The sequence below is a fragment of the Pseudomonas sp. LBUM1660 genome (assembly GCF_059695935.1).
This window is the reverse complement of record NZ_CP166795.1, coordinates 2,339,582-2,361,384: the sequence shown is the minus strand read 5'-3', so window position 1 is coordinate 2,361,384 and position 21,803 is coordinate 2,339,582. Positions and strand designations below refer to the sequence as shown.

The 21,803-nt window shown below is 58.6% G+C and carries 20 protein-coding genes and 2 pseudogenes; 13 read left to right on the top strand and 9 right to left on the bottom strand.

The genetic code is table 11. The features are described from left to right. Window positions 1-118 precede the first annotated feature (118 nt). From ACA068_RS11100 to ACA068_RS11085, 4 genes are all read right to left on the bottom strand, one after another. On the bottom strand, window positions 119-1,636 hold the full coding sequence (locus ACA068_RS11100; RefSeq protein ID WP_497309770.1) for a nucleobase:cation symporter-2 family protein: 1,518 nt from the start codon (window positions 1,634-1,636) through the stop codon (window positions 119-121). A 521-nt stretch (window positions 1,637-2,157) separates the two neighbouring features. Next, window positions 2,158-2,985 (bottom strand): arylamine N-acetyltransferase family protein, encoded by an 828-nt coding sequence (locus tag ACA068_RS11095; protein WP_497309768.1) that lies wholly within the window; start codon window positions 2,983-2,985, stop codon window positions 2,158-2,160. A 112-nt stretch (window positions 2,986-3,097) separates the two neighbouring features. Next, the gene (locus ACA068_RS11090) at window positions 3,098-3,892 is read right to left on the bottom strand and encodes an exodeoxyribonuclease III (protein ID WP_497309766.1); all 795 of its coding nucleotides are present in this window, start codon (window positions 3,890-3,892) and stop codon (window positions 3,098-3,100) included. 97 nt (window positions 3,893-3,989) lie between these two features. Beyond that, window positions 3,990-6,560, bottom strand: coding sequence for a bifunctional diguanylate cyclase/phosphodiesterase (locus ACA068_RS11085; RefSeq protein WP_497309764.1), 2,571 nt, complete (start codon window positions 6,558-6,560; stop codon window positions 3,990-3,992). A gap of 149 nt (window positions 6,561-6,709) precedes the next feature. On the opposite strand from ACA068_RS11085, the gene ACA068_RS11080 reads away from it, so the two are divergent. Together ACA068_RS11080 and ACA068_RS11075 are read left to right on the top strand one after the other, a co-directional pair. Beyond that, window positions 6,710-7,294: a GNAT family N-acetyltransferase gene (locus ACA068_RS11080; RefSeq protein WP_497310573.1), complete on the top strand. Its 585-nt coding sequence runs from the start codon at window positions 6,710-6,712 to the stop codon at window positions 7,292-7,294. Between the two features lie 243 nt (window positions 7,295-7,537). Then, window positions 7,538-7,876 (top strand): hypothetical protein, encoded by a 339-nt coding sequence (locus tag ACA068_RS11075; protein ID WP_497310572.1) that lies wholly within the window; start codon window positions 7,538-7,540, stop codon window positions 7,874-7,876. A gap of 71 nt (window positions 7,877-7,947) precedes the next feature. Here ACA068_RS11075 and ACA068_RS11070 read toward each other — a convergent pair whose 3' ends face one another. The 4 genes and pseudogenes from ACA068_RS11070 to ACA068_RS11055 all read right to left on the bottom strand — a co-directional run. After that, window positions 7,948-8,511 (bottom strand): DUF1254 domain-containing protein, encoded by a 564-nt coding sequence (locus tag ACA068_RS11070; protein WP_497309762.1) that lies wholly within the window; start codon window positions 8,509-8,511, stop codon window positions 7,948-7,950. Between the two features lie 142 nt (window positions 8,512-8,653). After that, window positions 8,654-10,225, bottom strand: a complete 1,572-nt coding sequence (locus ACA068_RS11065; RefSeq protein WP_497309761.1) for a diguanylate cyclase — start codon at window positions 10,223-10,225, stop codon at window positions 8,654-8,656. Window positions 10,226-10,290: 65 nt separating this feature from the next. Further along, window positions 10,291-10,788 (bottom strand): annotated as a pseudogene (locus ACA068_RS11060) (aldolase); the annotation flags it as partial. 50 nt (window positions 10,789-10,838) lie between these two features. Then, a pseudogene (locus tag ACA068_RS11055) lies at window positions 10,839-11,089 on the bottom strand (HAD hydrolase-like protein); the annotation flags it as partial. A gap of 72 nt (window positions 11,090-11,161) precedes the next feature. On the opposite strand from ACA068_RS11055, the gene ACA068_RS11050 reads away from it, so the two are divergent. Next, entirely contained in the window at window positions 11,162-11,629 is a 468-nt protein-coding gene (locus ACA068_RS11050) for a hypothetical protein (protein WP_497309759.1), read from the top strand. Window positions 11,630-11,731: 102 nt separating this feature from the next. Here ACA068_RS11050 and ACA068_RS11045 read toward each other — a convergent pair whose 3' ends face one another. Beyond that, the gene (locus tag ACA068_RS11045) at window positions 11,732-13,480 is read right to left on the bottom strand and encodes a L,D-transpeptidase family protein (RefSeq protein WP_497309757.1); all 1,749 of its coding nucleotides are present in this window, start codon (window positions 13,478-13,480) and stop codon (window positions 11,732-11,734) included. Window positions 13,481-13,561: 81 nt separating this feature from the next. Here ACA068_RS11045 and ACA068_RS11040 point away from each other — a divergent pair, with 81 nt between their 5' ends. The 10 genes from ACA068_RS11040 to ACA068_RS10995 all read left to right on the top strand — a co-directional run bounded on the left by ACA068_RS11040 (window position 13,562) and on the right by ACA068_RS10995 (window position 21,729). Next, window positions 13,562-14,266, top strand: coding sequence for a murein L,D-transpeptidase catalytic domain family protein (locus ACA068_RS11040; protein WP_497309755.1), 705 nt, complete (start codon window positions 13,562-13,564; stop codon window positions 14,264-14,266). A gap of 160 nt (window positions 14,267-14,426) precedes the next feature. Beyond that, entirely contained in the window at window positions 14,427-16,127 is a 1,701-nt protein-coding gene (locus ACA068_RS11035) for a copper resistance system multicopper oxidase (RefSeq protein ID WP_497309753.1), read from the top strand. 10 nt (window positions 16,128-16,137) lie between these two features. Beyond that, window positions 16,138-17,025 (top strand): copper resistance protein B, encoded by an 888-nt coding sequence (locus ACA068_RS11030; protein ID WP_497309751.1) that lies wholly within the window; start codon window positions 16,138-16,140, stop codon window positions 17,023-17,025. Between the two features lie 54 nt (window positions 17,026-17,079). Continuing rightward, window positions 17,080-17,451, top strand: coding sequence for a copper homeostasis periplasmic binding protein CopC (gene copC, locus ACA068_RS11025; RefSeq protein ID WP_497309749.1), 372 nt, complete (start codon window positions 17,080-17,082; stop codon window positions 17,449-17,451). A gap of 3 nt (window positions 17,452-17,454) precedes the next feature. Beyond that, window positions 17,455-18,387 (top strand): copper homeostasis membrane protein CopD, encoded by a 933-nt coding sequence (gene copD, locus ACA068_RS11020; protein WP_497309748.1) that lies wholly within the window; start codon window positions 17,455-17,457, stop codon window positions 18,385-18,387. 86 nt (window positions 18,388-18,473) lie between these two features. Continuing rightward, window positions 18,474-18,866 carry a hypothetical protein gene (locus ACA068_RS11015; RefSeq protein WP_497309746.1) on the top strand — a complete coding sequence of 131 codons (393 nt, stop codon included), beginning with the start codon at window positions 18,474-18,476 and terminating at the stop codon, window positions 18,864-18,866. Between the two features lie 100 nt (window positions 18,867-18,966). Continuing rightward, window positions 18,967-19,374: a hypothetical protein gene (locus ACA068_RS11010; RefSeq protein WP_497309745.1), complete on the top strand. Its 408-nt coding sequence runs from the start codon at window positions 18,967-18,969 to the stop codon at window positions 19,372-19,374. 98 nt (window positions 19,375-19,472) lie between these two features. After that, the gene (locus ACA068_RS11005) at window positions 19,473-19,742 is read left to right on the top strand and encodes a heavy-metal-associated domain-containing protein (protein ID WP_497309743.1); all 270 of its coding nucleotides are present in this window, start codon (window positions 19,473-19,475) and stop codon (window positions 19,740-19,742) included. Between the two features lie 160 nt (window positions 19,743-19,902). Beyond that, a complete protein-coding gene (locus ACA068_RS11000; RefSeq protein ID WP_497309741.1) occupies window positions 19,903-20,694 on the top strand; it encodes a transporter substrate-binding domain-containing protein in 792 nt (263 codons plus the stop codon). 651 nt (window positions 20,695-21,345) lie between these two features. After that, window positions 21,346-21,729, top strand: coding sequence for a hypothetical protein (locus ACA068_RS10995; RefSeq protein WP_497309739.1), 384 nt, complete (start codon window positions 21,346-21,348; stop codon window positions 21,727-21,729). The last annotated feature ends 74 nt before the right edge of the window (window positions 21,730-21,803 follow it).

Below are 21,803 nucleotides of genomic sequence, written 5' to 3'. Positions count from 1 at the left end.
GACAGCAATATCAAAAAGCCCCTGAATCGAAAGGTTCAGGGGCTTTTTTGTGGGTGGTGGAAAAGCAAAAGGCCGATCTGCCTATTCAACAGATCGGCCTTTTTAGCAGGTGAGGCCGTTAAACATGCTCACTGCTTTTGGCGTGAGCCGCTCGATGCTCACCCGAATCATGCGCCGCTTCCACCACCGGAATCTCGTTCCCGTCGCAGTCACGCAGTTTGCCTTCGCTGAAGTAATCCCCTTCACGCAAGGCCGCCAGATCCTGGTAACGCAGAACCCGCTCGGTACCGGCCGCAAACACCGATTGCTGATCCGAGTTACCGGCAGTGAGGTGGTTGAAAGTCAGGTTGAGCACGATGGCCATGATCGCCGAGGAGCTGATGCCCGAGTGGAAGATGGTCGCGAACCAGCTGGGGAATTGGTCGTAGAAGTTGGGTGCGGCGATCGGGATCATGCCGAAACCGATGGAGGTGGCGACGATGATCAGGTTGACGTTGTTGCGGTAATCAACCTTGGACAGCGTGCGGATGCCGCTGGCGGCCACGGTGCCAAACAGCACGATGCCGGCGCCACCCAGTACCGAGGTGGGTACCGCAGCGATGACCCGGCCCATGAACGGCAGCAAACCGAGTATCACCAGGAACAAGCCGCCGGTGGCGACCACGAAACGACTCTTGATGCCGGTCACGGCCACCAGCCCGACGTTCTGGGCGAAGGCGCTTTGGGTGAAGGAGCCGAAGATCGGCGCGATCATGCTCGACAGCATGTCTGCGCGCAGGCCGTTGCCCAGGCGTTTGGAGTCGACCTTGGTGTCGATGATTTCACCGACGGCGAGGATGTCGGCCGAGGTTTCCACCAGGGTCACCATCACCACGATGCACATCGACAGGATCGCGGCAAAGTGGAACGTCGGCATGCCAAAGTGGAACGGCGTCGGGAAGCCGAACATCGGGCCTTGCGTGACCGACGAGAAGTCCGCCATGCCGAGGAACACCGCGATGATCGTGCCGATCACCATGGCCAGCAGGATCGACAAGCGGGAGATGGTCGCGCTGCCGACCTTGCTCAGCAGCAGCACCAGCACCAGCGTCACCGCGGCCAGACCGATGTTGGCCATGCTGCCGAAGTCCGGGGCGTGGCTGTTGCCGCCCATGGCCCAGCGCGCGGCCACTGGCATCAACGTCAGGCCAATGGTGGTGATCACGATGCCGGTTACCAACGGCGGGAAGAACTTGGTGATTCGCGAGAACACCGGCGTGATCAGCAAACCGATCAACGATGCGGCAATCACCGCCCCGAGAATCGACTGAAAGCCGCCCTCCCCGCCGCTGCTGACAATCGCCACCATCGTCGCGACACCGGAGAAAGACACACCCTGTACCAGCGGCAACTGACACCCGAAAAACGGTAAACCGAGGGTTTGCAGTAATGTCGCCAAGCCCCCCGCAAACAATGAAGCAGCAATCAACAAACCGATGTCCGCCGGCGACAGCCCGGCCGCCTGGCCAATGATCAAAGGCACCGCGACGATGCCGCCGTACATGGTCAGAACATGTTGCAGGCCGTAAGCCATATTCGCGCCGACCCCGAGGTTTTCGTCCTCAGGCCGTTGGTGTGAAACATGGGGCGTTTTCATGGTTGGGGGGTTCCCTGGTTTTTGTTATGCGCACACTGTATGCAAGACTCAGGACAAATGTCTATAGAGTTGTATACAACTAATCAGTCAGATAATGGACATATGTCCATAGCGCCCTTTTGCTGCGCGGGTTCCCCCCCTAAAAAATCTTGAAATACATCTACTTTCGACATGCATATTAAAGATGCATAGCTGCGCCTTTCGACATCTTGTCTCGAGGCCGTACCGATGAAAGACCAATACGATTTCAGTACCTCCGAACTGGATCACCGGTCTATTGGCAGGATTGGCGATTGCCGGCCTCGCCTGTCTTCACCCAAAGCTGCGACTGCTCTGGTATTTCTGGATGGTCGATGGGGCGCTGGTCGGACTGCTTACTCACTGGGCCTGGCGGGCAAACGCAACAGAGCAAACTGACGAACTCAACCTGCGCCAGACATCGTCACCGCCCTGAAAACAATCGAGCAACTCACGTTTCACCCTGCATTGAGGGCAAGATGCCGACACGGGTATCTCAGCCTTCAGTCTGGCTCAATCAACCGCCCAAGCACCTGCCTCAACCCCGCATGCTCCGGCACCCGAATCCCGAACTCACGCGTCAGCAACCCAATCAATTCCTCCACCTCCGTCACTTGCTGCCGTTCGCTCTCGGCGCCCACCCGGTGAATTGCAAAACTGCCGTTGTTCAACGTGCGCCTCCAGCCATCACCGGTGCGCGCGACCATCAGTTGCTTGGTAAACGACGATTCGGGATGGGTCGAGACGTACCAGTTACCAACGGTGTAATCGATGTCTTCCTGGCGTTGCAGGTCGAAGATGTACATCGGCCGCCACTCGCCGCTGACGTTGGCACGCAAGGTGTAGCCGTCTGCATGGCGCTCGATGCGATACGGCTCGTGAGGAGTGCGCTGGGCAACATCGGTGTCGAGCATCAACGGAGCGGTGGGCACCATGCCGCCGAAGCCGACGTCGGTGATGTAGCGCACGCCGTCCAGCGTGACCAGGCTCAAGCGGTGCGTGCGGGCAGTCCAGGCGCCTTCGGGCTGACCCATAACGACTCGGCCGGTAATGCCGCGTGCGTCAAAACCCAATTCCTGAAGCAAGGCTAGAAACGCGTAGTTGAGCTCGTAGCAATAACCGCCGCGCCCTTCGTGCAGGATTTTCTGTTCGATGGATGGCAGGTCGATGCGTACCGGTTCGCCAGAGAGCGTGTTGAGGTTTTCAAACGGGAAGGCCCCGGTGTGGCGCAGCTGAAGTTGGCGCAAGGTGTCCAGGGTCGGCGCCGGGGGCGCGTCGAAACCCAGGCGTTGCAGGTATAACGCACGGTTCGTCAGGCGTGGCTCGCTCATTGCTCGGTCCTTCTGCAGGGGGCCGCGGATCTCTCCGCCGATGGGCGCCATGTATAAGGGATAAAGCGGTTCGACTGACAATTGATTTAGCCAATCGCTCACCCTCTGAACATCAACGCCGTTTGCGCGAACTCAAGCGAATCCACGTCGGCGCATGGTCACTGGCGTGCGGTTCGTTGCGCACCCAGGCATCGACCCCGGCCTCGTGCAGATAGGGGCTCAGCGCCGGGTTGAGTAGCAGGTGATCGATGCGCAACCCCGAGTTCTTCTGCCAGTGCTGCCGAAAATAATCCCAGAAAGTGTAGAGCCGATCCTCCGGGTACAGATGACGCAGGGAATCGGTCCAGCCCTGATCCAGCAAGCGCTGGAAACACTCGCGACTTTCTGGTTGCAGCAACGCGTCCTTGAGCCACGAGCGCGGGTTGTAGATGTCCAGGTCGGTGGGCACCACGTTGTAGTCGCCGGCCAGCACCACCGGGTGTTCGCTGTTTTGCAGGTCCTTGGCATAAACAATAAGCCGCTCGAACCACGCCAGTTTGTAGTCGAACTTCGGCCCGGGTTGCGGATTGCCGTTGGGTAAATACAGGCAGCCCACCAGAATCCCGTGCACCGCAGCTTCCAGGTAGCGACTGTGCGTGTCGGCGTCATCTCCCGGCAGACCTCGCCGACTCTCCAAAGGTTGCGCATCACGAGCCAGAATCGCCACCCCGTTCCACGACGACTGGCCTTGCCAGATGGCGCCATAGCCAATGGCCTCAAGCTCGGCGGCCGGGAATGCGCTGTCGACCGACTTGAGCTCCTGCAAACAGGCAATGTCCGGTTTTTCTCGCTCAAGCCAGGCCAGCAGATTCGGCAGCCGGGCACGCATGCCGTTGACGTTGAAAGTGGCGATTTTCAGGTTTTTCATAGGCCGGGGCTCGCAACGGATGGACGATATCCAGTTGTGACCGGAGCGCGCCATGGCAGTTGCGACGACAACCGACACAGGCGACTAAAGGTCCCCCTTACAACGGATGCTCGTCACGCGATGCCTTGAGCAATGGCAGCAGCGCCTGGTTTTCCATCGGCCGGCTGAGGTAGAAACCCTGCACCTCATGGCACTCGTCCGAGATCAGGAAGTCCAGTTGCTCCAGGGTCTCGACGCCCTCTGCGGTCACCGTCAGCCCCATGGCCTTGCCCAGGTTGATGATCGCCTGCACCACCGCACGGTCGTTACCGGTGCCGCTCATGGACGAGATGAAGCGCTTGTCGATCTTGATCCCGTCGAACGGATACGTGCGCAGGTAACCCAGCGACGAATAACCGGTGCCGAAGTCGTCCATGTTCAGGCGCACACCCAGCTCCTTCAGCGAGTTCATGGTCGCGAGAGCGCCGTCGACATCGTTGAGCATCACGTTTTCAGTGATCTCCAGCTCCAGTCGACTGGCCGGCAAACGGCTCTGGATCAACGCTTCCCTGACATCCTCGACCACGTCACTGCGGACAAACTGCACGGGCGACAGGTTGACCGACACCATCAGCTCACCCGGCCAGGTCAGTGCCGTCTCGCACGCTTCACGTAAAACCCAGCGCCCCAAGGGCACGATCAGATCGGTCTGCTCGGCCAACGGAATAAACGCATCGGGGCCCAGCAACCCCTGCACCGGATGCTGCCAGCGCAGCAACGCTTCGACCGAGACAATCTGCTTGCCATCGACGTGATAACGCGGCTGATAGTGCATCACGAACTCGTTGTTCTTGATCGCCTGGCGCAGGTCGTTTTCGAGTCTGCGGCGATGCTGGATCTGATCGTTCATGTGCGGCTCAAAGTAGCACCAGGTTTTCTTGCCGTCGGATTTGGCCTGATACAGCGCGATATCGGCACACCGGATCAGCTCCTCCGGCCTGTGCCCCTGACGCCGGCTCAAGGCGATGCCGATGCTCGCACCGATGTGCAGCGTGTGATGGTCATAGTGGATCGGCTGGTGCAGGCTTTCGAGGATACGTTCGCATATCCGGTCGATTTCCGTGTGGATGTCCATGCCATTGAGCACCAGCACAAACTCGTCGCCACCCAGTCGTGCGACCAGGTCAATGTCCCGTGTGCACTCACGCAAACGGGTGGCCACCTCCAGCAATACCGCATCGCCGGCCGGGTGGCCGAGGGAGTCATTGATCGGCTTGAAGTTGTCCAGGTCGATCATCAACAACGTCAGCGGCGCCGAATGCTCCTTCAGCACCAAAGCGTCTTCGAGGTAACGCGCCAGTTTGTTGCGATTGGGCAGGCCGGTCAGCGCGTCGTGCAATGACAGATGCTGGATCTGCGCATGGGCGGCGACTTCATCGGTGATGTCACTGGCCGTGCCGCGGTAACCCAGCACCGCGCCTTTGCTGTGGATCGGCCGCGCCGACACCCGGCAGACACGTTGCTGCCCCGACTGGTCGCGATAGGAACAACGCAGGTGACTGACGCTGTACTCCTCGTCGAGCTTGTTCAGCCACTGCGACAACGGCGTAGTGTCGCAATACAACAATTGCTCGATGTCCTGCCCCAGCCATTGCTGATCGGAAAAACCGGTGACGGTGCCGAAACGCCCCGACAGGTACGTGATGCGATGCTGGTCATCGATTTCCCAGATCCAGTCGGAAGCGGCCTCGGCCACTGCACGAAAACGTTCTTCACTGGCCTCCAGTGCCTGGTTCGATAAATCGAGATTGATGTAACTGGCATCCACGTGCCCCGACGTGCGTAACACATAACGAAAGAAGTAAGCCGTCAACAACGCGAGAATCAATAGCGCGCCGCCTAGTGGCGGCAGCAGTGACCAAAGCAGCTGATGGCCTGGCTGCTCGAGCCGCGACACCAGGCTATAACCGGTGCCCGTGAGTGCCACCGCGGGCTGACCGGGAGCAAGGGTGTTGTCAGGTGCGAGGCTCAAGTCATGCAAACCGTAGTCGGCACTCAAGGCGTTGAGCTTCTCCGGACTCAGTTGATCGACGAACACCAGCACTGACGTGCTTTGGGGATCGACCGCCGGCCTTTCGTCATTGGGCTCGATCGCCGCCGCCGTCAACAGCGCGGGCTGGCCCTCGAAGAGCGTGAACCGGCTGATGGGGACAAGCAGGCTTTCCTGGCCCTGCACTTCCTTGATCAGTGCCGCCATCGCTATTGACAGCCGGGCCGCTGCGTCGTCCTGGACCTGAAGGCCGCGCACCACGGCGTATTTGGTTCGCTGATGGTCGACCACAAAAACGCCGTCGTAATGATCCATGGTGAACAGGGTTTTACCCAAGTTCTGCTCAGCGTAAGCCCACCGCGCATCGACTTCGCCATTCAAATGATCGTAGGCGGTCGTCCAGGTTGCATAACTGGCGACGTAGTTTTTCGAGGCTGAGATGCGGTTTTCCAGCGCACGCTGGGTGTAGAACGTGGTCTTGGCCAGGTCCTGGGCATCGAGCCGGCCAGCAATGTTGAACAAGGCAACCAGGGCAATCAGCACCCCCAATACAAATACCAGCCCGACGGACCAGACCAGGTTCCGTGTGATCGGCGTATGGCGCGCTGGTGCGGCAGTGGTCGTGGCGGTCAATTCCATGCATGGGATCCTGTCAATCGATTGCCTGCGTCCATTGACCATAGCAGCCAGGGTCCAACATCGCGCCACGACTATTGCCAATCGGCAGCCGCTACCCTGTAATGGCGCGCATCACCCGCGAACCTTTTTATGCCGAGAACCTCTCGCTCATGGACACCCTGGACGGTCAACGAATCACCCTGCGCGCCCTGCAACCCAGCGACGCCGATGCGCTGGTCAACGCCGCCCGGGATGGCGAATTGTGGAACCTGACGGTCACCGTCGTGCCCTCCCCGACCACCATCGACAGCTACCTGAAAAAGGCCCTCGACGGTCGCGAGGCGGGAACGGTCCTGCCCTTCGTCATCGTGCTCAAGGACACGGGCGAGGTGATTGGTTCGACACGTTTCTGGAAAATCGACCGCCTCAACCGCAAGCTTGAAATCGGCAGTAGCTGGATCTCTGCGCGCTGGCAGAAAACGTTCGTCAACACCGAGGCCAAATACCTGATGTTGCGTTACGCCTTCGACGAACTGGACTGCGTGCGGGTGCAATTCACCACCGATGAAAACAACCAGAAATCGCGCAACGCGATCTTGCGACTCGGCGCGCAACAGGAAGGCATCGTGCGCCACGAACGGATCATGCCGGATGGCCGCAAACGCAACTCGGTGCGGTTCAGCATCATTGATGAGGAATGGCCGTTGGTGCGGGAGAATCTTGAGAAGAAACTGGCCGAATACAACCTTCGCTGACACCTTAAACCACTGAGGGAGCGGGCTTGCTCGCGAAGAGGGAGCATCATTCAATATTCATGTCGCTTGGTATACCGCTTTCGCGAGCAAGCCCGCTCCCACAGTGATTGATGTTGCACGCACTTTCAGTGATCGGCGCACCAACCCTAAGATCAACGCATCGACCATTCGTCATCCCGCCAACACCCATCGCCCTCCTCATCACACCATCTTCAGGTAACGACTCATTTTTGGAGACGTGCGCTGATGAACATCAAAATCACCACGCTGTTGTTGCTCGGTTTGCTGGCCGCGGCAATAGGCACCACTTTCGCAGCCTCCGGCGATAACGCTGACGCGACAGAGACCAGATTCTGGTATGGCGGAGGCTCAAACATGGCGCCCGACAACTATCCCGACCAACCCTCGCACCGATATACCCCCGATCGGGGCAAAGGCGGATATGGTTCATCGAGAGAGGGCAATGGTGGAAATGCCGGAAACAGTGGCTCGGGTGCGGGCGGTGGCACGGGCGCTGCCGGTGGGGGCACCGGCGGTGCAGGAGGCGGGACCGGCAGCTGGACACGTAGAAGCAGCCAATGAGGTGAAATCGTCAGCAGTTTTCTATTGAGTGCACTTAACGTAATTGCCCTGAACGCCGATGGTATCGGCGCTCATCGACCCGCCGTGACCACAGGAGCATGGATGGCAACCGGCCCGGCTTTTTTGCCGATCTGAGACAACCGCGTCACGGTGTAGCCCGCCTGAATCCTGTTCACCGTCGCATAGTCCACTGCCCCGCTGACCTCAGTCCTACCAATGATCCAGACGAAGGACGCAGGCGCCGGCAATTGACTCAAGCCCGCCGGCACCGTTCCGGTCCATCCCGGTGGTGTCACCAGAAACTCACCGGCCTTTGTGCCCGTCGCATACCCACCCGGCGAGACGAGAACATCGCTCCACATGTCGAGCATCGGCAACACGTAAAAACGCCCGGCGGTGTCTGGCGCGGTAATCACCAGTGGCTCCTTGGTCAAATCGAGCCAGGCAATGGAATACAACGAGTCGACGTTCGACTGCACCACGTCTTTGAAATCTTCGGAGGGGTACTGCGGCACAGTCACAAAGGCGTTGGCTTCTTGCGGTGTGGCTGCCGATTGAGCCTGGCTGGCCTGCGGCAAAACAATGGAAACAGCGAGGGTTAGAGCAACGGCTGTCAATGCTTGAGGTATCAACATTTTGGCGATCGTCCGTGCTGTGGGGAGCCCCGTCGGGTTCGACAGGGCTATCGGAACTCTAGACGATGAAAACAGAAGGATCTCGCAGGTAGACAGACGGACAAGCGACTGTTGCAAGGCTGAAACAACGGCACAAATCGTCTCAACGATCTGAGCGCATCAACGCCTCCACGCCGCCCTCCAGCGACAACACGGCTGCACGGTTTCGACCGGAGTGCTTGGCCTGATACAACGCCGCGTCCGCTCGCTCGATGAACACTTCGATGCTGTCGCGCCCGGTCGGCACAAATGCGTAACAGCCAAGACTGACCGTCACATAACCCGTGGGTGAACCGCTGTGGGTGATGTTCTTGTCCATGACGCTACGGCGGATCTGTTCGGCAATCACCAACGCACCGTGAAGGTCGGTGTCAGGCAGCAATACCGCAAACTCCTCACCGCCATAACGCACCGCCAGGTCGGATTTGCGGTGACAGCAACTCTTGATTGCCCGTGCCACTTCAGCCAGGCAGTGGTCACCTGCCACGTGGCCGTAGGCATCGTTGTAGCGTTTGAAGTAATCGATATCAAGCATGATCAGGCTCAGCGAACTCGACTGCCGGGCGCCTCGGCCAAACTCGATGTCCAGCGCCTGCTCGAACAGTCGGCGATTGGCCAGGCCCGTCAGGCTGTCGTGAGTCGCGATCAGCTTCAGGGCTTCCTTGGCCTTGCGCAAATCGGCCTCGACCCGCTCACCGACGCGCACCTGGCGAACAAACACCCAACCGAACAGGCCCACACCCAACACCACCAGGGCAACGATGACGCTGGATTGAAACGCGGTGCCGTACCAATCCTTGAGAATAGATTCCCTGGACGATGCCGCCGAGACCACCAGCGGATAGGCATCGAGTTGACGGTAGCCATACAAACGCACAACGCCATCGATCACCGAGCTGATCATCGCGTTGCCGGCGGGCGCGTTGGGCAAGAATTTCTGAAAGATTTCGCCCTTGGCCAGGGACGTGCCGATCAGCGACTCCACGAAAGGCCTTCGCGCGAGCAACGTGCCGTCGGTCAACGCCAAAAACATCGAACCGTTGTCATCGATGCTGAAGCTTTTGAAGAACTGATCGAAATAGGCCATTTTGATTCCGGCCAACACCACGCCCTGGAAGTTGCCGTTCTTGTCGTTCACCCGTTTGGACACCGGAATGATCCACTCGCCATTCTCCCGACTGCGAATTGCCGGCCCGATGTGCGCGAGGGTGGACGCGTTCTGCTGGTGGAACGTGAAGTACTCTCGATCCGACACGCCCGGACTGCGGGTCAAATCATCGAACGAAGTCACGACCCACTGCCCTTGCTTGTCGAACAGAAAGATCCCGTGCAACTGCTCCAGCGCCTGAACCCGCCTGGCAAAGGTTTTCTGCAAGCGTGGCTTTTGTGCCGGGCCGTAGCCATCAACCTGAATCCAGTCCACGAGACCGGTCAACACCAGGTCGGCTTTCATGAAGGTGTCTTCGGCCTGCTGTGCCATGGCGCGAGCCAGGTTCGAAGACGCGACTTGCGCCACGTCCAGCGCGTGGCGCCGAGATTGCTCCAGTTGCAGATAAAGCAGACCACAGAGACAGAGGCACACCGTCGCAATAAACAACACCGCTGCCCTGAGCAGAGATAACCGTTTCAAAGCGTCGCCCGGAATTTGCTGCGGGTCTTGAGTGTGGATAGGCAAAAGCTCGTCCTGTAAGGGCAAGGCATGGGCAAAGGCCCAAAGCCCTTATTTTTTGTGAGCTTAGTCTACGCGGGGGTGAGGGGCAATTGTCCTTTGGCTAGCCGCCGCATTGCCCTGTGCAAATGCGCCCGCGCGCTTTCGGCATCGCCCAAACGCATTTGCTCGTAGGCCCGCTGGGCAACTTCGTGGGGCACCGGCTTGAGTTCGCGCTGGGTCGCCATGGCCATCAGCTGCACTTGTGCGGCACGCTCCAGGTAATACAAATCATCCCAGGCTTCGGCGATGGTCGGCCCGGCGACAATCACCCCATGGTTCTTCAGGAACAGGATGTCGGCATTGCCCATGACACTGGCAATCCGGTCGCCTTCGGATTCATCGAGGGCCAGGCCGTTGTATTCCTCGTCCACCGCCGTGCGGCCGTAAAATTTCAGCGCCGTCTGGCCCAACCACAGCAGCGGCGGACCTTGCAGCAAGCACAACGCCGTGGCGTGAGGCATGTGGGTGTGGAACGCCACTTTCACCCTCGGCAGCTGTTTATGCAGCCGGGCATGGATGTAAAACGCGCGGAACGCGAACGGCCTGCTAGGGTGTGTGCCATGACGAGGTCTCCTTTTTACCAGTCGAGGGATGTGAACAAGGGCACGACCTGACCCAGCGTGCTCACAATATCGCGTCCGGCTGGTAATCCGGCAGCAATTGCCGACCCGTGCCGCGGTCGATCCATATGCAGCGAAAGTACATGTCGCGGGCGGCGGTGTGATCCAGCGTCGGGCTCGCGCAGATATGGACCACTTGATCACAGCTGACGCCGAGCTGCTCTTGAGCGTAGTCAAACAGTCGCGGATTCGGCTTGTAGGCACCGGCCTATGACGCAGGGCAAAACCAGGATGGCTTTCAGGAGCTACGATTACTCTTACATCACGACAGGGAATCGAAATGAGTAAGGCAGACGAACTCGCGGCGAAGCTGAAACAGACCCGGCCTACCAGCGCGGAGCAGATGATCGACAGTTGGCCCGGCCAAGTCTACGAGTTGTATGAGCAGATCGAAGTGTGGCTGCAGCCGTTGATTGAGGTAGGCCTGATTCTGCGGCGCAATCCCACGCATGTCTTCGAGTGCGATTCAGAGGGTGCGACTTACGACTATGCGATCGACCAATTACTGATCGAAGGCAATGACCACAGCCTCATCTTCGACCCTGTTGCGCGCTTCACTGAAGATGGCGCCGGGCGTGTCGAGATCCACTCGAAAGGCAAAGAACTCGCGCTGCTGCGCACGGTGGACAAGCATGGCGAGACGCATTGGTGGTTGCAGGTGATTGAGCAGGCCGCACAACAACTGGATGCAGTTGCGTTGACGGAAAACAATTTACTTTCGGTGGTGCAGGAAGGTCTGCAACTTTAACACCCGGACGAACAACGAAGGCAGATCACCAAAACCGGAAAGCGGAAAGCGAGCGGAAAGCGAGCGGAAAGGTGACGGACTTATTAAATCAAGCCCACTCCCCTACTGCCGCGCCGGCCCCGCCGCCACCGACCCCACTGCCGTATGCAAATCCAGCACAGGCACCGGCGACGGCCGATTCAGCGCCCGCAACACCGGCGCATCGTAACCATACACATCAGGCTTGAACGCCACTCGCCCGTCACTGCCCAAATCCACGGTCCAGTACGCCAGCAACACCGGCACTTTCACCGGAAGCCGAATGTTCTCGGTCTTGCCGCTGGCCAACTGCTTTTGAATGCCTTCGCTGTTCCACCGGACCGGGTCGTTGAACAACAACTCCACAAGCTGCAGCGGATTCTCTACCCGAATGCAGCCCGAGCTGGTCGCTCGGACAGTTTTGGCAAACAACTCGCGGTGCGGTGTGTCGTGGAGGTAAATCGCATAGTCGTTGGGAAACCGGATCACCACCTGGCCGAGGGAGCTTTCTGGACCGGCGTCCTGACGCAACGTGAGGCCGCGCGGGTTGGTCCAGTCGACGGTCGACGGGTCGAGCACATTGCCTTCCCGATCAAGCACTCGAATTCGGTTGGCGGCGAGGTAACCGGGATTGCTCTGAACCTTTGGCAACATATCTTCCTTGAGGATCGTCGGCGGCACCGTCCAGGTCGGGTTAAACGTGATGTAGGTAATCTGCGCCTGGAAGACCGGCGTATTGCGAGCCGTTTTACCGACCTGCACCCGGGATCGCCAAATCGGCAGGCCATCGCGGTACATCGCCACCTTGTAGCCGGCAATATCGACGATGACGAACGTGCCCTGAAGCTTGTAGAGCAGCCAACGCGCGCGCTCCATGTTCACTCGTACCTGATCGATGCGCGCGTCAACGGGCACGTTCAGCGCCGCCAATGTTGTCGCCCCTGCCATGCCGTCCGCACCCAGGTATTGCTCGTTTTGATACTTTTTCACAGCCGCGGTGACGGCGCCGTCGTACTTCGTGCCATGGATCAATCGTGGATCGAGGAAACCTGCCGCGACCATCCGCGCGCGCAACTGCGCGACCGCCGGTTCGTCCATGCCCGGTTTGAGCGAATGGTCGACCACCACTTTCGGCCAACCGCCCCGGTCCCGAATGCCGCGCAGTTGCGCCAGGGCCTGACGCAAACCGACGTACACCGCTTCTTGCGGCGGCGCCTGGGCAAACGCCTTGGCCACGTCGTGACTGTCAAGCGCGGCGAAGAAAGCATTGACGTCGTCCCGTGGATCGACGTCATTCGAATCAAAATTCCAGTGAATGTCGAGCCGCGAAGGGTCGACCTTGCCCCGCCGCAACTGCAGCAGCGCGGTGATAAAAGTATGGGTGGTCGCCAAATCAAAAGCTGCCCGCTGCTCGGGCGTGACCGGTGTCGTCTGCATCGTGGTCTGCGACCGGACTAATTCATCGATATGAAAGTCCGCCGGGGTCAAGCCATCGGCCTGAGTCGCGTTCAGGCTGGCGATCAACTGCGCGACATCACTTTCATTCGTCCACGCCGCGCGATAGGCACGATGTGTATAAAAATCCATGACCAGACGGCTGACGTCCACCCGCCGATTGCGTGGCGCAGTGAGCAATGGTGGAAACGCAGATTTCAGCGGTTCAAGCGAGGCCTGAATCGCTTGACCGACGTTATCGTCCGCTGCGGCCTCGATAATGGAGGTAGGCGCATTTAGCGGCTCGATCGACGACGTTTCCGCAAGTGCTGTGCCGCTGATCAGAAAGCCCATAAAAAATACGCGGCTTATGACGAATAACCTTGTTAAAAGCACCATGAATAATCCTTAATCCCCCGCATTCAACGCCCGGCTTACAACGCACTGCTAGACTCGAACTTAACATGATGAGACATCTATATGGCGCCACTACGTTTTGGCTATCTACTTTCGGCCCTGCTACTGACGGCAATGTCTGCACCGTCAGCCTACGCCGATTCGCTCGCGGCCGCCCTCATCAAAGCGGCCCCGAAAGCTAACGCCAACGTCATCAACCTCGCCGTTCGCGCCTCGCAATGCAGCATCGCTCAAGGCAAAGCACCTGTCCAAAGACTGGCCGTCATCGACTATTCCCTGCCTTCGACCGAACAACGTTTGTGGGTGTTCGATTTAAAGAAGCGCAAATTGCTGTTTCATGAACTGGTGGCTCACGGTCGAAACAGCGGCGAGAACATGGCGGTCAACTTTTCCAATCAAAACGAAAGCTTCGCTACCAGCCTCGGTTTGTACCGCACACAGTCAAGTTATGTCGGGCAGAACGGTTACTCGTTGCGCATGGAGGGCCTGGAGCCGGGTTTCAATGACAACGCGTTTGACCGGGCCATCGTGATTCATGGCGCGCCTTATGTGAGTCCGGTCCTGGCCCGTGCGAATGGGCGGATTGGCAGAAGCCTCGGTTGCCCGGCGGTCAGACCGGCGGTTGCTCGTCGACTGATTGATTCGATGAAAGATGGGCAGCTGTTGTTCTCTTACTATCCAGATCAGCGTTGGCTGAAGTCTTCTTCGTATATCAATTGCGGCGGCTCCACCGTGGCTGATACGTCCGAGCCCAAAAAACACCTTTAAGAAAGGGCGCCCGCTCAGTGAGCGCCTCTCTCCAGTTTCACCGCGCCTACACCCGCGAAACTGACAAAACTGTAATCTTAGCCTCAGCCTTCTGAAAGCCGCCGCCCGTTAACCTCGTCGTCAAGCTAGCTCCAAGCTGACGGATGGGGAACACAACGGCATGCATTCCAACACTACAAGACGCACCTTCGTGAAAGGGCTGGCTGCGGGCGGGCTGCTTGGCGGCCTCGGCTTATGGCGCACGCCGGTCTGGGCAATCACCAGCCCTGGCGAACCTCAGGTGTTGGCGGGCACCGATTTCGATCTGTCGATCGGCGAAACCCCGGTCAACATCACCGGCAACCCGCGCACCGCCATGACCATCAACGGCGGCATTCCCGGCCCGCTGCTGCGCTGGCGTGAAGGCGATACGGTGACGTTGCGCGTGAAGAACAAGCTCAAGGTCGACACGTCAATTCACTGGCACGGCATCTTGCTGCCGGCCAACATGGACGGTGTACCGGGCCTGAGTTTTCACGGCATCGAACCGGGCGGTCTGTACGTTTACCAATTCACAGTCCGGCAGAACGGCACCTACTGGTATCACAGCCATTCGGGCCTTCAGGAGCAGTCCGGCGTTTACGGCCCGTTGGTCATCGATGCCAAGGAGCCAGAGCCGTTCCAGTACGACCGCGATTACGTGGTGATGCTGACCGACTGGACCGACGAAGACGCCGTCAGCCTGATGAAGACGCTGAAAAAACAGTCGGATTACTACAACTACAACAAGCGCACCGTGGGTGACTTCATTCACGATGTCAGCGAAAAAGGTTGGGGGTCCACGGTCGCGGATCGAACGATGTGGGCCGAGATGAAGATGAACCCCACGGACATCGCCGACGTCAGTGGCGCCACTTATACCTACCTGATGAACGGCCAGGCACCCGACATGAACTGGACCGGTGTATTCCGCCCCGGCGAGAAGCTGCGGCTGCGGTTTATCAATGGTTCCGCCATGAGCTACTTCGACGTGCGCATCCCCGGGTTGAAAATGACGGTGGTCGCAGCCGACGGTCTGCACATCAAACCGGTGAGCGTCGACGAGTTTCGCATCGCGGTGGCAGAGACGTTTGACGTGATTGTCGAGCCGACCGAAGCGGCTTACACGCTGTTCGCGCAATCGATGGATCGCACGGGTTTTGCACGGGGCACGCTGGCAACGAAGTCTGGTTTGTCGGCGCCAATCCCTGCCCTGGACCCTCGACCGTTGGTGACCATGGATGACATGGGCATGGGCGGCATGGACCACGGCAGCATGGGTGATATGGCGGGCATGGATCACAGCAGCATGGCCGGCATGCAGTCTCATCCGGAGACGGAAAAGGACAACCCGCTGGTGGACATGCAAGCCATGACCACCTCGCCCAAGCTCGACGATCCCGGACTGGGCCTGCGCAACAACGGACGCCGAGTCCTCACCTACTCTGACCTGCGTAGCTCCTTCGAAGACCCGGACGGCCGCGAACCCGGCCGCACCATTGAGCTGCACCTCACCGGCCACATGGAGAAATTCGCCTGGTCGTTCAACGGCGTGAAATTCTCCGACGCCGAGCCGCTGCGCCTCAAGTACGGCGAGCGCGTCCGGATTGTGCTGGTCAACGACACGATGATGACCCACCCCATCCACCTGCACGGCATGTGGAGCGACCTCGAAGACGAGAACGGCGAGTTCATGGTGCGCAAACACACCATCGACATGCCGCCGGGCACCCGGCGCAGCTATCGGGTCACCGCCGATGCGCTCGGCCGCTGGGCCTATCACTGCCATCTCCTGTACCACATGGAAATGGGCATGTTCCGTGAAGTTCGCGTGGAAGAATGAGGCGCATCCCATGACCCGATTGACTCCTATCTCTTTGACACTCGTAACCGTGGCCCTGACGCTCTCTTCGACAATGGCCGCCACTGACGACATGCAGGGCATGGACCATAGCCAGATGACCGGCATGGACCACAGCCAAATGCAAACCATGGATGAGGGCCAGATGCAGCCCGCCGCACCGACTGAAAGCCGCACGCCGATCCCGACGCTGACCGATGCCGACCGCGCCGCCGTGTATGCCAGCCCGACCGGCCACGGCGTGCATGACACCGCACTCAACTACTACTTCCTCGCCGATAAACTCGAATGGCAGGACGCGGACAACGGCAGCGTCCTGGCCTGGGACTTATCAGGCTGGGTCGGCGGTGACCTCGACCGTCTGTGGCTTCGCTCCGAAGGCGAACGCACCAACGGCAAGACCGAAGACGCCGAAATCCAGGCCCTGTGGGGCCATGCGATCTCCCCGTGGTGGGAGGTGGTGAGCGGCGTGCGCCAGGATTTCAAACCCGGCGCCCCGCAAACCTGGGCCGCCTTCGGTGTGCAAGGCATGGCGCTGTACAACCTTGAGACCGAAGCCACAGCCTTCATCGGCGAAGGCGGCCAAACCGCTGCACGACTTGAGGGCGACTACGACATCCTGCTGACCAATCGGCTGATTCTGCAGCCGACTGCCGAACTCAACTTCTACGGCAAAAACGACCCTCAACGAGGAATTGGTTCGGGGTTATCCAACACCGAGGCCGGCCTGCGGCTGCGCTACGAAATCCGCCGGGAGTTCGCGCCTTACATCGGCGTGACCTGGAATCGCACCTACGGCAAAACCGCCGATTACGCCAACGACGAAGGCGAGGATCGCAGTGAAGCGCGCCTGGTCTTCGGCGTTCGGCTGTGGTTTTAAACGCGTCAACTCAAAAACCAAAAACCAACCGTTTAAAACGGTAAGAGGCCTCGCATGCGCATGATCAAAACCACCGTTATTGCCCTGGGGCTGCTGATGAGCGCACTCGCTCAAGCCCATCCGAAACTACTGTCCTCCACCCCCGCTGAAGGTGCAGACATCGCAACACCCGCCAAAATCGAACTGCACTTTTCTGAAAACCTCATGACCCAGTTTTCCGGCGCGAAACTGGTCATGACCGAAATGCCCGGCATGGCCCACGCCCCCATGCCAATGAAAGCCAAAGTCTCCGGCGGCAGCGACCCGAAAACCATGGTCATCACCCCTCTCTCGCCACTGCCCATCGGCACCTACAAAGTCGAATGGCGAGCGGTGTCTTCGGACACTCACCCGATTACCGGCAACGTTACGTTCAAAGTGAAGTGATTGATGAGCGACTCGATCGGCATTGCCCTACGGTTTGGCTTGTACGTGGATTTGATGCTGCTGTTGGGCTTGCCGCTGTTTGGGTTGTACAGCCTTAAAGGACAGGAACGCGTGTCGGGCGCTGTGCTGCCATTTCGGTTGATGATGGCGGGGACGGCGGCGCTTGGGGTGCTGTTGTCTGTCGCAAGCATGGTGGTGATGGCGAGCGCCATGAGCGGTGAAACGGACTTTGCCGAGTTGCGTCCACACATCGAGATGATGGTGTTGGAAACGGACATGGGCCTGGCCTGGGTGGTGCGTATTGTCGCACTGGTTGTTGGCGGATTGACGGTGATGCTAAACCATCGCGCCCCTGATGTTAGCTTGCTGGTTGCGGCTATTGCTGGCGGTATCGCCCTCGCCTCTCTCGCCTGGAACGGTCATGGGGCGATGGATGAAGGCATCCGCCGTGTCTGGCATTTCACTACCGACATCCTGCACTTGCTGGCTGCTGGGGTGTGGCTGGGAGCGCTGGTGGCGCTCGCGTTGATGGCGAAAAATGTTCTGCAAACCGAAGAGCGCATCCGACTGCTGGCCCGCGCAGTGAAACGATTTGAATCGGTGGGCGCGTTGATTGTGGTCGTCATCACCGTCACGGGTGTTGTGAACTATCTCTTCATCGTTGGGCTGAAGCTTGATGAAGTATTTCAAAGCACCTACGGGATTTTGCTGTTTATCAAAGTCGCCTTGTTTGCGGGGATGCTGGTGCTCGCCGCGTTGAACCGGTTTCACCTTGGACCGTTTTTGCAGAGGTCGTTGCGCAACGGGCAGTATCGGGTAGCGGCGAATGCACTGCAGCGCAGTGTGGTGATGGAGTTGGTTGCGGCCGTCCTGATTGTGGGGCTGGTGGCCTGGCTGGGGACGTTGAGTCCAGAGATGGAAATGGGTGCGGAGTAACGTAAAGGAGCGCCACTTGATATAGATCAACGACAGTCACCTACACAGCGCTAAGCTCAAGATAACCCTCAGATCGGATACCAGACATGCACGGGTTCCGCATTCATCTACCGCTGCTGATCCGCCAAGTGCTCGCACTGTGGCTCTTAGCCTTTGCGGTAGCGGCGAGCCAGGGTTGTCTTAGCCTGCCGCCCCATGATCTGAGCGCCGCCCATGAAATCACCAGCAGCGCTGGCCATGACGACAGCCATGAGCAGCATGCCAGCGGCTGCCTGCAATACTGCGAACACAGCGCCACAGCACTGAACCCCGCACTGACCCTGCCCACCTTCGAACACACCCTTTGGGCCGCCCTGCTTCTGTTGCCCGTCGTGTTTCTGAGTGCCCACTCCCCGACGCCGTTCGCGTTCCTCGCCTTGCACCGTCCAGCGCCGCCCAGACCGCCCGTCCGTCTGAGCTTCGTTCGTTTCAACGATTAAAACCTGCCCGGCATGCCGGGTGTCCGGCCGCACGCTTTGGCTGCGCATCTTCAGCGCAGCTCGCTACTTCCTGCACGTCTTTGACTTCCTGGAGATTGCCATGCACAAGCACCTTAAAACACTCGTTGCCGCACTGCTCATCAGCAGCCCATTGGTTGCCCTGGCCGTCGACGAACATCACCCCGACACACCACCCACCGCACCGGCCACCACCCAGACCCAGCCCAAACAAGACAAGGCCATGAGCGAACAGATGCAAAAAATGCAAACGTCCCACGAAAAAATGGCCGCCGCCAAAACCCCGGCCGAACGCCAGGCCGCCATGCAAGAAGGCATGGCTACGATGAAGGACAGCATGGGCATGATGCACAACCATTGCCAAGGCATGGGCATGGGCATGGGCAAAGGCATGTCCGGCGACAAGGACAACTCAGAACAGATGATGGGCATGATGATGAAAATGATGGATCAGCAGTCGAGCATGATGAAGATGCCGATGGCGCAGTAACCGCCTGAAAGAAGCGCTTGACCTTGCCATCGTGGCAAGGTCAACCCTCGAACCCTGTCATCACACCACCGCCACACACGGCGAAAGAGGTTCACGCAATGAACGGTACAGAATTGCAAGTCGAAGGCATGAGCTGCGGCAGCTGCGTCAAACACATCAATGCTGCATTGCAACCGATCGCCGGGGTGGGTGAGGTGACTGTCGATCTGGCGTCCGGCCGAGTCAAAGTGACCGGGGACACCGACAGCAATGCCCTGTTATCGGCACTGAATGAGGCAGGGTACCCAGCAAGCGTGTTGACAGGAGAAATCCCCGACAGTATCAAGAAAAAGTCGGGGTGCGGCGGCTCCAGTTGCTGCTGTCACTGAGTCCGAACGGTCAGGATGACATCGAGGCCAGACCGCATTTTGCAAACACAAAAATGGGCGCTCCCACAATGAGCGCCCTTTTTCGTCGTGGATAGCAGCCGAGAAACTGTTCCACTACACTCCATTTTCTTCAAGTCCCCCCTCATAAAAGCCCGCAAAAATGAAAACCATAAAATGCACACTGATGCTCGGTGGCCTGCTCGCGATCTCCTGCGGCGCTCAGGCACAGGACGGCCCTTCGCACCTGGACAGCATCATCCAGCAAGGCCAACTGCGCGTGTGTACGACGGGAGACTACAAACCCTATACCTACAAAGCCGAGGACAGCGAATACTCGGGCATCGACATCGCCATGGCCCGCTCATTGGCCGACAGCCTGGGCGTCAAGGTTGAATGGGTGCAGACCACATGGAAAACGCTGATGCCCGACATGCTGGCCGGCAAATGCGACATCGGCGTCGGCGGCATCTCGGTCACCCTGGAACGCCAGAAAAAAGCCTTCTTCAGCACCACACTGGATGTCGACGGCAAAATCCCCTTAGTGCGCTGTGAAGATCAGGCGCTGTACCAGACCGTCGAACAAATCAACCAGCCTTCGGTTCGTTTGGTTGAACCGGCCGGAGGCACCAACGAAGCGTTTGTTCACGCGTTTCTGCCCAAGGCGCAATTAAGTCTTCACGACAACGTGACCATCTTTCAGGAACTGTTGGATAAGAAAGCCGATGTGATGATTACCGACGCGTCGGAAGCGCTGTATCAGCAGAAACTTAAACCCGGGTTGTGCGCGGTTAACCCGAGCCAATTCATGCAATACGGTGAGAAGGCCTACTTGCTTCCACGCGATGACATGACCTGGAAGTTATACGTCGACCAATGGCTGCACCTCGCCAAGGTGACCGGCAACTACCAGAAAGTCCTGAGCCAGTGGATAGCAACGCCCGCCCCAAAATAACCGCCACATCCCATAAAAACAGGTCCACTAACTCCGAGCACCTTTGCAACAGGACTCGCCTCAAGCCTCGAGGCCTCATTCCTGATAAACTCCCGCCCTTCGCCCCACCTATTCCCAGACGCCCCAATGCCCCCAATCACCACCACACCCGCCCCGCTCTCTCGCCGCTTCTCCGTGGCGCCCATGATGGATTGGAACATCTAATCCTGAAAGCCTTATAGATAAAGGCTTAAAGCAAACCTTCTTTTCCAGCGTACCACTTTCGTACCACCCACTTATTTCCGACCGCACATAACCAGCGAATACCAGTAATTCTTGTCGCCAGTGTCTGTCGATCCAATCCCAGCCATTACCCATATCCCCGATTGTGCTCGAGTACTGACGCAAAAAAGCCCTACACCCTCGAACTGGGGTGTAGGGCTTATGTGGACGGAACATTCGGTGCACTGAGCTGCTGGCCAGCAGCCGGCACATCAGTGAGCTTATGTTGAAAATCAGTCAGGCGTTCAGCATCCCCTTTCCTTTAGGCAAATTACTGCTCATCCATCCCTTGCGCTCATAGAAAATTCATCTGCTTTAAACTGTTAACTGCTCTACTATGATGCTCTCCAACCAGATTCAACTAGCCAGATCCAGTCAAGGAAGAATGCCGTGAGATGTCTTGCCATCTTTGCCTCAGCCCTGCTGTCCACCAATGCATATTCCGCCAGCCCTACATCAACCAACGACGATGAGTTTTATAAGGACTATTCGGTCGTAAGCGCGGAAGGCAAACTGCCCATACGCAACGTTGTGGTAAAGAGGGTCACTGAACATTTCACGTCGTATCGAGGCTTTCAGCTCAACTGCGTGAGTCATAAGCTCGGTGAGACCGGGTTTTACAGCTCGCCCGATGCGGCACTGCGTGAGTTATCTACCCTCAAGCCATCAGACAGAGCCTTCAAATTGCTGACGAAGGAAGTGTGGGCAGCTGCGTGCGGGGCTGAACAGCCCACGGTGGTCAGCGATAGCGCTCAACCAGACAAAGCATCGTAAGCCCTCTCGCAAGCCCCCCCTGGCTCTGGCTTGGCCAGCGGCCTCAGCCAGGGTCGCCCTCCCCCTAGTTAGGG

Coding starts and splice junctions, on each gene's coding strand:
- copD (WP_497309748.1), top strand. CDS start 17,455: ATGAGCGACTCGATCGGCATTGCCCTACGGTTTGGCTTGTACGTGGAT.
- ACA068_RS11050 (WP_497309759.1), top strand. CDS start 11,162: ATGAGTAAGGCAGACGAACTCGCGGCGAAGCTGAAACAGACCCGGCCT.
- ACA068_RS11010 (WP_497309745.1), top strand. CDS start 18,967: ATGCACAAGCACCTTAAAACACTCGTTGCCGCACTGCTCATCAGCAGC.
- ACA068_RS11045 (WP_497309757.1), bottom strand. CDS start 13,480: ATGGTGCTTTTAACAAGGTTATTCGTCATAAGCCGCGTATTTTTTATG.
- ACA068_RS11090 (WP_497309766.1), bottom strand. CDS start 3,892: ATGAAAAACCTGAAAATCGCCACTTTCAACGTCAACGGCATGCGTGCC.
- ACA068_RS11030 (WP_497309751.1), top strand. CDS start 16,138: ATGACCCGATTGACTCCTATCTCTTTGACACTCGTAACCGTGGCCCTG.
- ACA068_RS11040 (WP_497309755.1), top strand. CDS start 13,562: ATGGCGCCACTACGTTTTGGCTATCTACTTTCGGCCCTGCTACTGACG.
- ACA068_RS11035 (WP_497309753.1), top strand. CDS start 14,427: ATGCATTCCAACACTACAAGACGCACCTTCGTGAAAGGGCTGGCTGCG.
- ACA068_RS11005 (WP_497309743.1), top strand. CDS start 19,473: ATGAACGGTACAGAATTGCAAGTCGAAGGCATGAGCTGCGGCAGCTGC.
- ACA068_RS11100 (WP_497309770.1), bottom strand. CDS start 1,636: ATGAAAACGCCCCATGTTTCACACCAACGGCCTGAGGACGAAAACCTC.
- copC (WP_497309749.1), top strand. CDS start 17,080: ATGCGCATGATCAAAACCACCGTTATTGCCCTGGGGCTGCTGATGAGC.
- ACA068_RS11085 (WP_497309764.1), bottom strand. CDS start 6,560: ATGGAATTGACCGCCACGACCACTGCCGCACCAGCGCGCCATACGCCG.
- ACA068_RS11070 (WP_497309762.1), bottom strand. CDS start 8,511: ATGTTGATACCTCAAGCATTGACAGCCGTTGCTCTAACCCTCGCTGTT.
- ACA068_RS11000 (WP_497309741.1), top strand. CDS start 19,903: ATGAAAACCATAAAATGCACACTGATGCTCGGTGGCCTGCTCGCGATC.
- ACA068_RS11080 (WP_497310573.1), top strand. CDS start 6,710: ATGGACACCCTGGACGGTCAACGAATCACCCTGCGCGCCCTGCAACCC.
- ACA068_RS11095 (WP_497309768.1), bottom strand. CDS start 2,985: ATGAGCGAGCCACGCCTGACGAACCGTGCGTTATACCTGCAACGCCTG.
- ACA068_RS11015 (WP_497309746.1), top strand. CDS start 18,474: ATGCACGGGTTCCGCATTCATCTACCGCTGCTGATCCGCCAAGTGCTC.